We start from the raw sequence: 10,798 nt of genomic DNA, 5'->3' as shown, positions 1-10,798 counted from the left end.
GACCTCGGCCATCTCCCCAGGTGTCACACCACCACAACGACACCCACAGCCCAACAGACATGCCACTCACGAGTGAAACTGACCAAGCCCTACTAGTCCCGCACCCGCAACTCGGCATATCGGGCAGCCTTCTGCCGGCGACCACGCGTCTCACCTGGGGACGCGGACCACACCCTCCTGGATGACCGATATGGCGAGCCGCCCGTCCTGGGTGTAGATACGGGCCTGGCCCAGCCCGCGGCCGCCGTACGCCGACGGCGACTCCTGGTCGTACAGCAGCCACTCGTCGGCCCGGAACGGCCGGTGGAACCACATCGCGTGGTCCAGCGAGGCCCCTACGACGTCACCGACGGCCCAGCCGCCGCGGCCGTGCGCGAGCAGCACGGAGTCGAGGAGGGTCATGTCGGAGACGTAGGTGGCGAGGACGACGTGCAGCAGGGGTATGTCGATGGCGCCCTCCAGTTTGCCGTTGGCCCGGAACCACACCTGGGAGTGCGGCTCGCGCGGCTCGCCGAACCTGCCGTACGGCGGCTCGTCGACGTACCGCAGGTCGACCGCCTCGCGCGCCTGCAGGAACCGCTCCACGACCTCGGGGGCGAGGTGGCCGTAGCCGCGCAGGCGCTTCTGGGAGGTGGGCAGCGTCGCCGGGTCGGGCGCGGGCGGCATCGGGGCCTGGTGGTCGAGGCCGTCCTCATACGTCTGGAAGGACGCGGACAGGGTGAAGATCGGCCTGCCGTGCTGGATCGCGACCACTCGGCGGGTGGTGAAGGAGCGGCCGTCGCGTATGCGCTCGACGTTGTAGACGATGGGCGCGCCGGGGTCCCCCAGGCGCAGGAAGTACGCGTGGAGGGAGTGCGCGGGCCGGTCCGCGGGGACCGTTCGCCCGGCGGCGACCAGCGCCTGGGCCGCCACCTGTCCACCGAAGACGCGCGGGACGACAGCGGACCGTGACTGGCCGCGGAAGATGTTCTCCTCGATCTGCTCGAGGTCGAGCAGATCGAGGAGATCCTGGAGTGCCTGGCTCATGGAGTCAGTTGTATCCGCCGGTAATTTCCCGCGGCTTACAGACCCATGTCCTTGGCGATGATCGTCTTCATGATCTCGCTGGTGCCGCCGTAGATGCGGTTGACGCGGTTGTCCGCGTACAGGCGGGCGATCGGGTACTCGTTCATGAAGCCGTAGCCGCCGTGCAGCTGGAGGCAGCGGTCGATGACGCGGTGGGCGACCTCGGTGCAGAACAGCTTGGCGGAGGCGGCCTCGGCGGGGGTCAGCTCACCGGCGTCGAGGGCCTCGAGCGAGCGGTCGGCGACGGCCTCGGCGGCGTCCACCTCGGCCTGGCAGGCGGCCAGCTCGAACTTGGTGTTCTGGAAGCTCGCGACCGGCTTGCCGAAGACCGTGCGCTCCTGCACGTACTGCTTGGCGAACCGGACGGCGGCCTTGGCCTGGGCGTAGGCGCCGAAGGCGATGCCCCAGCGCTCGGAGGCCAGGTTGTGGCCGAGGTAGTAGAAGCCCTTGTTCTCCTCGCCGAGCAGGTCCTCGACCGGCACCTTGACGTCGACGAACGCCAGCTCGGCGGTGTCGGAGGTGCGCAGCCCCAGCTTGTCGAGCTTGCGGCCGATGGAGTAGCCCTCGGACTTGGTGTCCACGGCGAACAGGGAGATGCCGAAGCGGCGGTCCTCGGCGGAGGGCGCGGCGGTACGGGCGGCCACGATCACGCGGTCGGCGTGGACGCCACCGGTGATGAAGGTCTTGGCGCCGTTGAGCACGTAGTGCGTGCCGTCCTCGGAGAGCTTGGCGCTGGTCTTCATGCCCGCGAGGTCGGAGCCGGTGCCGGGCTCGGTCATCGCCAGCGCCCACATCTCCTCGCCGGTGACGAACTTCGGCAGGTAGCGCTTCTTCTGCTCGTCGGTGGCGAGCATCTTGATGTAGGGCAGGGCGAGCAGCACGTGCACGCCGGAGCCGCCGAACTGGATGCCCGCGCGCGAGGTCTCCTCGTACAGGACGGCCTCGAACTTGTGGGTGTCCAGGCCTGCGCCGCCGAACTCCTCGGGGACGTTGATACCGAAGATGCCCAGCTCACCGAGCTTGTAATAGAAGTCGCGCGGCGCCTGGCCGGCCGCGAACCACTCGTCGTACACCGGTACGACCTCGGCCTCGATGAAGGCGCGAATGGTCTCCCGGAACGCCTCGTGATCCTCGTTGAACACCGTACGGCGCACGCCGCCCACCTCCACGTACCATGTCTAAGCGCTTGCTCAGATCAAAGGTACCGGCGGGTAAGGATCTGGTCCAGGGTGGTGGGGGGGTAACGCTCGTCACCCCGTCGAGGCCGCCGCGAACGCCCCCCGGGCCATCCGGTGCAGCAGGGCCGCCGTCGCCCCGCGCCCCGGCAGGGAGCCGGCGCGGCCCAGATGCGGCGTCGAGTTCAGCAGACCGAAGACCGAGTGGACCGCCGAGCGGGCGGCGGGTTCGGTCAGGGCGGGATAGACCTCGCGGACGACCTCCACCCACAGCTCGACGTACTGCCGCTGAAGCTGCCGCACCAGCTTCCGGTCGCTGTCGCGGAGGCGGTCCAGCTCGCGGTCGTGCAGGGTGATGAGGGGACGGTCGTCGAGCGCGAAGTCGATGTGCCCCTCGATGAGCGAGTCGAGGACCGCCCCGGGACCCGCCCCGCCGTCGGCCTCCGCCAGGCGCCGCTTCGCCCCGGTCAGCAGCCGGCCGCTGATGCCGACCAGCAGCTCGGCGAGCATCGCGTCCTTGCCGGGGAAGTGGCGGTAGAGGCCGGGCCCGCTGATGCCGACCGCCGCGCCTATCTCGTCGACCCCGACACCGTGGAAGCCGCGTTCGGCGAAGAGCCGAGCGGCCTCCTTGAGGATCTGCTCGCGTCGGGTGGGGGCGTCGGTTCTGGTGGCCATGCAAGCAATTCTAGACAGCGAGGTTAGCGCTCGTTAACCTGTAGGAAATGCGTTAACGCTCATTAACCAGTGAGGGGACCGCAGGATGCACGAGGCACCGGAGCTGACGAGCGCGGCCGATCCCGCGTCCGACGCCTGGCGAGCCAATGAGCAGGCACACCGGGCGCTCGTGGAGGAGCTGCGCGCCAAGCTCGCCGCGGCCGCGCTCGGTGGCGGCGACAAGGCCCGCGCCCGCCACACCGCGCGCGGCAAGCTGCTGCCCCGGGACAGGGTGGACACCCTCCTCGACCCCGGCTCGCCCTTCCTGGAGCTGGCCCCGCTGGCGGCCGACGGGATGTACGAGGGGCAGGCCCCGGCCGCCGGGGTCATCGCGGGGATCGGGCGGGTCAGCGGGCGCGAGTGCGTGATCGTCGCCAATGACGCCACCGTCAAGGGCGGGACGTACTACCCGATGACGGTGAAGAAGCATCTGCGCGCGCAGGAGGTCGCCCTCGAGAACCGGCTGCCCTGTCTCTACCTCGTCGACTCCGGCGGCGCCTTCCTGCCGATGCAGGACGAGGTCTTCCCCGACCGCGAGCACTTCGGGCGGATCTTCTACAACCAGGCCCGGATGTCCGGCGCCGGCATCCCGCAGATCGCGGCCGTACTCGGCTCCTGCACCGCCGGCGGGGCGTACGTCCCGGCCATGAGCGACGAGGCGGTCATCGTCCGCAACCAGGGCACGATCTTCCTCGGCGGCCCGCCGCTGGTGAAGGCCGCCACCGGCGAGGTCGTCACCGCCGAGGAGCTCGGCGGCGGTGAGGTGCACTCCCGGGTCTCCGGCGTCACCGACCACCTCGCCGAGGACGACGCCCACGCCCTGCGGATCGTGCGGAACATCGTCGCCACCCTCCCCGCGCGCGGGCCCCTCCCCTGGGAGGTCACCGAAGCCGTCGAACCCAAAGTCGATCCGTACGGGCTCTACGGCGCCGTCCCCGTCGACTCCCGCACCCCCTACGACGTCCGCGAGATCGTCGCGCGGGTGGCCGACGGCTCCCGTTTCGCCGAGTTCAAGGCGGAGTTCGGGCAGACGCTGGTCACCGGCTTCGCCCGGATCCACGGCCACCCGGTCGGGATCGTCGCCAACAACGGCATCCTGTTCTCGGAGTCCGCCCAGAAGGGCGCCCACTTCATCGAACTGTGCGACCAGCGCGGGATCCCACTGGTGTTCCTGCAGAACATCTCCGGCTTCATGGTCGGCAAGGACTACGAGGCCGGCGGCATCGCCAAGCACGGCGCCAAGATGGTCACGGCCGTGGCCTGCACGCGCGTACCGAAACTGACGGTCGTCGTCGGCGGCTCGTACGGCGCCGGGAACTACTCCATGTGCGGGCGGGCCTACTCCCCCCGCTTCCTGTGGATGTGGCCGGGCGCCAAGATTTCCGTGATGGGCGGCGAGCAGGCCGCCTCCGTCCTCGCCACCGTCAAGCGGGACCAGCTGGCGGCGCGGGGCGAGGACTGGCCCACGGACGAGGAAGAGGCTTTCAAGGCGCCGATCCGGGCCCAGTACGAGCGCCAGGGCAACGCCTACTACGCCACCGCCCGGCTCTGGGACGACGGGGTCATCGACCCGCTGGAGACCCGTCAGGTGCTGGGCCTGGCCCTGACCGCCTGTGCCAACGCGCCCCTGGGTGAACCCCAGTTCGGCGTCTTCCGGATGTGAGGGGGGACTTGACGACCATGTTCGACTCAGTACTGGTGGCCAACCGGGGCGAGATCGCCGTACGCGTCATCCGTACGCTGCGGTCGATGGGCGTGCGCTCCGTCGCCGTCTTCTCCGACGCCGACGCCGACGCGCGGCATGTCCGGGAGGCCGACACGGCGGTACGGATCGGTCCGGCGCCGGCGTCCGAGAGCTATCTGTCCATCCGGCGGATCCTCGACGCCGCCGCCCGCACCGGCGCGCAGGCCGTCCATCCCGGATACGGCTTCCTCGCCGAGAACGCCGACTTCGCGCGCGCGTGCGAGAAGGCGGGGCTCGTCTTCGTCGGGCCTCCCGCGGACGCCATCTCCCTCATGGGCGACAAGATCCGCGCCAAGGAGACGGTGAAGGCGGCCGGGGTGCCGGTGGTCCCCGGCTCCAGCGGCAGCGGGCTCACGGACGCGGAGTTGGCCGAGGCCGCTCGGGAGATCGGCGTGCCCGTGCTGCTCAAGCCGTCGGCGGGCGGCGGGGGCAAGGGCATGCGGCTCGTGCGGGAGCTGTCGGCTCTGGAGGACGAGATCGCCGCCGCCCGCCGCGAGGCCCGCGCCTCCTTCGGCGACGACACGCTGCTCGTCGAGCGGTGGGTCGACCGGCCCCGGCACATCGAGATCCAGGTCCTGGCCGACGGCCACGGGGGCGTCGTCCACCTCGGCGAACGCGAGTGCTCCCTCCAGCGCCGGCACCAGAAGATCATCGAGGAGGCGCCGAGCGTGCTCCTCGACGAGGAGACCCGGGCCGCGATGGGCGAGGCGGCGGTGCAGGCGGCCCGCTCCTGCGGGTACCGGGGCGCGGGCACGGTGGAGTTCATCGTCCCCGGCGGCGACCCCTCCTCGTACTACTTCATGGAGATGAACACCCGCCTCCAGGTGGAGCACCCGGTCACCGAGCTCATCACGGGTCTCGACCTCGTGGAGTGGCAGCTGCGGGTCGCGGCGGGCGAGCGACTGCCGTACGGGCAGGAGGACATCACCCTCACCGGGCACGCGATCGAGGCCCGCGTCTGCGCCGAGGACCCCGCTCGCGGATTCCTGCCCTCCGGCGGCACGGTCCTCAGGCTCCGGGAACCCCAGGGCGACGGCGTCCGCACCGACTCGGGGCTCAGCGAGGGCACCGAGGTGGGCAGCCTGTACGACCCGATGCTGTCCAAGGTGATCGCGTACGGCCCGGACCGCGCGACCGCGATCAGAAAGCTCCGGGCCGCCCTCGCGGAGACGGTGACGCTGGGCGTGCAGACCAACGCGGGGTTCCTGCGCAGACTGCTGGGCCATCCGGCGGTCGTGGCGGGAGAGTTGGACACCGGGCTGGTCGAGCGGGTGGTGGACGAGCTGGTCTCCACCGACGTACCGGAGGAGGTCTACGAGGCGGCTGCCGCCGTACGCCTGGAGGCCCTGAAGCCCCGCGGCACGGGCTGGACCGACCCCTTCTCCGTACCGAACGGCTGGCGGCTGGGCGGCACACCCAAGCCCGTCGCCTTCCCCCTGCGCGTCACCGACCCGGTGGAGTACGTCCCGCGCGGCACCCACACCGTCACCGAGGACGAGGTGGCCGTCACCCTCGACGGCGTCCGGCACACCTTCCGCCGCGCGGCCGACTGGCTGGGCCGCGACGGCGACGCCTGGCACGTGCGCGACCACGATCCGGTGGCCGCGTCCCTGACCCGGTCCGCGCACGCGGGCGCCGACTCGCTCACCGCGCCGATGCCGGGCACGGTGACGGTGGTGAAGGTGGCCGTCGGCGACGAGGTCGAGGCGGGCCAGAGTCTGCTGGTGGTGGAGGCGATGAAGATGGAGCACGTCATCGCCGCCCCGCACGCCGGCACGGTCGCCGAGCTGGACGTGCAGCCGGGCACGACAGTGGCCATGGACCAGGTGCTCGCGGTGATCACACCGCAGGAGGAGGCCGACGGATGACCGTACACGGACTCCCCATGACCGTACCGGCCCAGGATCTGCCCGCCCGGGTGCGGATCCACGAGGTCGGCGCGCGCGACGGGCTGCAGAACGAGAAGACGGCCGTGCCGACCGAGGTCAAGGCGGAGTTCATCCGCCGCCTGGCCGAGGCGGGCCTGACGACCATCGAGGCGACGAGTTTCGTGCACCCCGCGTGGGTGCCCCAACTGGCCGACGCCGAGCAGCTGTTCCCGCTCGTCGCCGACCTCCCGGTGGCGCTCCCGGTACTGGTGCCGAACGAACGCGGCCTGGACCGGGCCCTGACGCTCGGCGCCCGCCGCGTCGCCGTCTTCGCCAGCGCGAGCGAGTCGTTCGCGAAGGCCAACCTCAACCGCACGGTGGACGAGGCGCTGGCCATGTTCGAGCCGGTGGTCGCCCGCGCGAAGGCCGAGCGGGTGCACGTGCGCGGCTATCTGTCCATGTGCTTCGGCGACCCGTGGGAGGGACCGGTCCCCGTCCACCAGGTCGTGCGCGTCTGCAAGGCGCTGCGGGACCTGGGCTGCGACGAGCTGAGCCTCGGTGACACCATCGGGGTCGCGACGCCCGGCCATGTCCACACCCTCCTGTGCGCGCTCAACGAGGAGGGCGTGCCGACCGACGTCCTCGGCGTGCACTTCCACGACACCTACGGCCAGGCCCTCGCCAACACCCTGGCCGCGCTCCAGCACGGCGTCACCACCGTGGACGCCTCCGCGGGCGGCCTCGGCGGCTGCCCGTACGCCAGGTCCGCCACCGGCAACCTCGCCACCGAGGACCTCGTGTGGATGCTCCAGGGCCTCGGCATCGACACCGGGGTCGATCTCGGCCGCCTCACCGCCACGAGCGTGTGGATGGCCGAACAACTGGGCCGACCCAGCCCGTCCCGCACCGTCCGCGCCCTCTCCCACAAGGACCAGTGAGATCACCATGGACCACCGCCTGAGCCCCGAGCTGGAGGAACTCCGCCGTACCGTGGAGGAGTTCGCGCACGATGTCGTGGCGCCGAAGATCGGCGACTTCTACGAGCGGCACGAGTTCCCGTACGAGATCGTCCGCGAGATGGGCCGCATGGGCCTGTTCGGGCTGCCGTTCCCGGAGGAGTACGGCGGCATGGGCGGCGACTACCTGGCGCTGGGCATCGCGCTGGAGGAGCTGGCCCGGGTGGACTCCTCGGTCGCCATCACCCTGGAGGCGGGCGTCTCGCTGGGCGCCATGCCGATCCACCTCTTCGGCACCGAGGAGCAGAAGCGCGAGTGGCTGCCCCGCCTCTGCTCGGGAGAGATCCTCGGCGCGTTCGGGCTCACGGAACCGGACGGCGGCAGCGATGCCGGCGCCACCCGCACGACGGCCCGGCTCGACCCGGACTCCGGCGAGTGGGTGATCAACGGCACCAAGTGCTTCATCACCAACTCGGGCACGGACATCACGGGGTTGGTCACGGTCACGGCGGTGACGGGCCGCAAGCCGGACGGTAAGCCGCTGATCTCGGCGATCATCGTCCCGTCCGGCACCCCGGGCTTCACGGTGGCCGCCCCGTACTCGAAGGTCGGCTGGAACGCCTCCGACACCCGCGAACTGTCCTTCGCGGACGTCCGCGTCCCCGCGGCGAACCTGCTGGGCGAAGAGGGCCGGGGCTACGCCCAGTTCCTGCGCATCCTCGACGAGGGCCGCATCGCCATCGCGGCCCTGGCGACCGGCCTCGCCCAGGGCTGCGTCGACGAGTCGGTGAAGTACGCCAAGGAGCGCCGCGCGTTCGGCCGCCCGATCGGCGCCAACCAGGCCATCCAGTTCAAGGTCGCCGACATGGAGATGAAGGCCCACACGGCCCGCCTCGCCTGGCGCGACGCGGCGAGCCGTCTGGTCGCGGGCGAGCCCTTCAAGAAGGAGGCGGCCCTCGCGAAGCTCTACTCGTCGACGATCGCCGTCGACAACGCCCGCGAGGCCACCCAGATCCACGGCGGGTACGGCTTCATGAACGAGTACCCCGTCGCCCGCATGTGGCGCGACTCCAAGATCCTGGAGATCGGCGAGGGCACGAGCGAGGTGCAGCGGATGCTGATCGCACGGGAGTTGGGGCTGGTGGGCTGAGCGGCGCCTGCGCGGCCCCGAAGGCCGCCTGGAGTTACGGGCGCCGGGCGCCCCGCCCTCTGGACACGAACTGAGGTTAGGCTAACCTATCTTCGACCTGTCCGGCGGGCGCCCCGCCCCGTTCGAAAGCAGTCATACCCATGCCCCATGCCCGTGCCACCCACCTCACCCGACGCGGCATCCTGGCCGCGGGCGGCGCCCTCTCCCTCGGGGCCGCGCTCGCGGCCTGCGGGAACGACGACGGCAAAAGCGGCGGCTCGGACAGCGGGACGGCGGCGGGCAAGTCCGGCCCCTGGTCGTTCAAGGACGACCGCGGCACGACCGCCAAGGCCGACAAGGTCCCGGCGAACATCGTCGCGTTCGTCGGCGTGGCCGCCGCGCTCCACGACTACGGCATCCAGGCCAAGGGCGTCTTCGGCCCGACGGAGACCAAGGACGGCAAGGCCGACGTGCAGGCCGGCGACCTGGACGTCGGCAAGCTGACGGTCCTCGGCAACGAGTGGGGCCAGTTCAACGTCGAGAAGTACGCGGCCCTCGCCCCGGACGTCCTCATCTCCACGATGTTCGACGACGCCGGCGCCCTCTGGTACGTCCCCGACGAGTCGAAGAAGAAGATCCTCGCCGTCGGCGCCCCGAGCGTCGGCATCTCCGTCTACGACCGCCGGCTGACCGAGCCGCTCCAGCGCATGCTGGCACTCGCCGAGTCCCTCGGCGCGGACACGACGGCCGGCAAGATCACCGAGGCCAAGAAGCGCTTCGAGGACGCGGCGGCCCGGCTGCGCGCCGCCGCCAAGGCCAAGCCGGACATCAAGGTGATGGCCGGTTCCGCCAGCCAGGACCTGTTCTACGTCTCCGGCACCAACCTCTCCGTCGACCTGGAGTACTTCAAGGCCCTCGGCGTGAACTTCGTCGAGCCCCCGGAGAAGGCCAAGGCCGAGCGGGGCGGCTGGTTCGAGTCGCTGAGCTGGGAGAACGTCGACAAGTACGACGCGGACATCATCATGATGGACAACCGCACCTCGGCGATCCAGCCCGCCGACATCGCCGAGGGCACGTGGAAGAAGCTGCCCGCGGTCAAGGCCGGGCAGGTGATCGCGCGCAATCCGGAGCCGATCCTCTCCTACGACAAGTGTGCGCCTCTGCTCGAGGACTTGGCGGAGGCGATCGAGAAGGCGAAGAAGGTCAGCTGAGGAGTCACCGTGACCACTGCCGTAGCCGCACCGTTCCGTTTCTTCTCCCTCCAGGTCGTACGGACGAGGCGGCTCGGTCCGTCCCTGGTCCGTGTCACCTTCGGCGGGCCAGACCTGCACGCCTTCCACTCCCACGGGCGGGACCAGTCCCTGTCCCTGTTCCTGCCGCACCCGGGCCAGCCCGGGCCGGCCGTGCCGATCGAGCTCGGTGACGGCTGGTGGCAGGGCTGGCGTGAACTGCCCGACGACGTACGGGCGGTGATGCGCTCGTACACGCTCCGGGCCCTGCGCCGCGGCCCCGACGAGATCGACATCGACTTCGCCCTGCACACCCCGGCCGGCCCCGCCTCCCGCTGGGCCTCACACGCCACCCCCGGTGACCGCGTCCTCCTCCTCGGCCCGGCGATCGCCGACAACCGGGCGATCCGCTTCCGGCCGCCCGAGGACACCGACCTGGTGGTGATGTGGGGCGACGAGACGGCCCTGCCCGCCGTCTGCGCCACCCTGGAGTCCCTGCCGGCCGGCAGCCGCGTGCGCGCCTGGCTGGAGGTGGGCCGTGCCGGTGACATCCAGGACGTGGTGACCGAGGCGGACGCCGAGGTCACCTGGCTCGTACGCGACTCGGGCGGCACCGAAGGGTCCCCCCTGGCTCTCGACATCCTTCGGGACACCCGACTCCCGTCGGCCGAGCACCCGTACGTGTGGATCGCGGGCGAGTCCGGGTGCGTCAAGGCGCTGCGCCGGCACTTCGTCGGCGAGCGCGGGATCGACCGACGCCGCGTCACCTTCGTCGGCTACTGGCGGCAGGGGATGACCGAGGAACAGCTGCGGGCATCGGGGTAACTCCGGTCGACGTGACGGCGGTCACGGGAGGGGCGAGTTTCGCGGGACTTTACTTAGGTTAGGCTAACCTAAGTTGATGGCCGCGCGACTCGC

Annotated in this window: 9 protein-coding genes; 6 read left to right on the top strand and 3 right to left on the bottom strand. The window is 70.9% G+C overall.

The genetic code is table 11. The features are described from left to right. Positions 1–150: 150 nt before the first annotated feature. From ACIBBH_RS19035 to ACIBBH_RS19025, 3 genes are all read right to left on the bottom strand, one after another. Positions 151–1,026, bottom strand: a complete 876-nt coding sequence (locus ACIBBH_RS19035) for an acyl-CoA thioesterase (RefSeq protein ID WP_399405939.1) — start codon at positions 1,024–1,026, stop codon at positions 151–153. Positions 1,027–1,061: 35 nt separating this feature from the next. Beyond that, entirely contained in the window at positions 1,062–2,219 is a 1,158-nt protein-coding gene (locus ACIBBH_RS19030) for an acyl-CoA dehydrogenase family protein (RefSeq protein ID WP_399405937.1), read from the bottom strand. 96 nt (positions 2,220–2,315) lie between these two features. Further along, positions 2,316–2,915, bottom strand: a complete 600-nt coding sequence (locus tag ACIBBH_RS19025) for a TetR/AcrR family transcriptional regulator (protein WP_399405935.1) — start codon at positions 2,913–2,915, stop codon at positions 2,316–2,318. Positions 2,916–3,000: 85 nt separating this feature from the next. Between ACIBBH_RS19025 and ACIBBH_RS19020 the strand changes: the two genes are divergently transcribed. The 6 genes from ACIBBH_RS19020 (at position 3,001) to ACIBBH_RS18995 (ending at position 10,705) form a co-directional block, all read left to right on the top strand. Beyond that, the gene (locus ACIBBH_RS19020) at positions 3,001–4,617 is read left to right on the top strand and encodes a carboxyl transferase domain-containing protein (RefSeq protein ID WP_399405933.1); all 1,617 of its coding nucleotides are present in this window, start codon (positions 3,001–3,003) and stop codon (positions 4,615–4,617) included. Positions 4,618–4,634: 17 nt separating this feature from the next. Then, entirely contained in the window at positions 4,635–6,566 is a 1,932-nt protein-coding gene (locus ACIBBH_RS19015) for an acetyl/propionyl/methylcrotonyl-CoA carboxylase subunit alpha (protein WP_399405931.1), read from the top strand. After that, complete coding sequence (locus tag ACIBBH_RS19010) at positions 6,563–7,504, top strand: hydroxymethylglutaryl-CoA lyase (protein WP_399405929.1); 942 nt, start codon at positions 6,563–6,565, stop codon at positions 7,502–7,504. Before ACIBBH_RS19015 ends, ACIBBH_RS19010 begins: the two co-directional genes overlap by 4 nt. Before the next feature lie 7 nt (positions 7,505–7,511). Continuing rightward, positions 7,512–8,672, top strand: coding sequence for an acyl-CoA dehydrogenase family protein (locus tag ACIBBH_RS19005; protein WP_399405927.1), 1,161 nt, complete (start codon positions 7,512–7,514; stop codon positions 8,670–8,672). A 140-nt stretch (positions 8,673–8,812) separates the two neighbouring features. Continuing rightward, positions 8,813–9,862 (top strand): ABC transporter substrate-binding protein, encoded by a 1,050-nt coding sequence (locus ACIBBH_RS19000; RefSeq protein ID WP_399405925.1) that lies wholly within the window; start codon positions 8,813–8,815, stop codon positions 9,860–9,862. A gap of 9 nt (positions 9,863–9,871) precedes the next feature. After that, on the top strand, positions 9,872–10,705 hold the full coding sequence (locus ACIBBH_RS18995; RefSeq protein ID WP_399405923.1) for a siderophore-interacting protein: 834 nt from the start codon (positions 9,872–9,874) through the stop codon (positions 10,703–10,705). The last annotated feature ends 93 nt before the right edge of the window (positions 10,706–10,798 follow it).

Source organism: Streptomyces sp. NPDC051636, from assembly GCF_044453765.1.
Taxonomy (GTDB): Bacteria; Actinomycetota; Actinomycetes; order Streptomycetales; family Streptomycetaceae; genus Streptomyces.
Note: the sequence above shows the minus strand (reverse complement) of the source record. Positions and strands in the feature narration are given on the sequence as shown.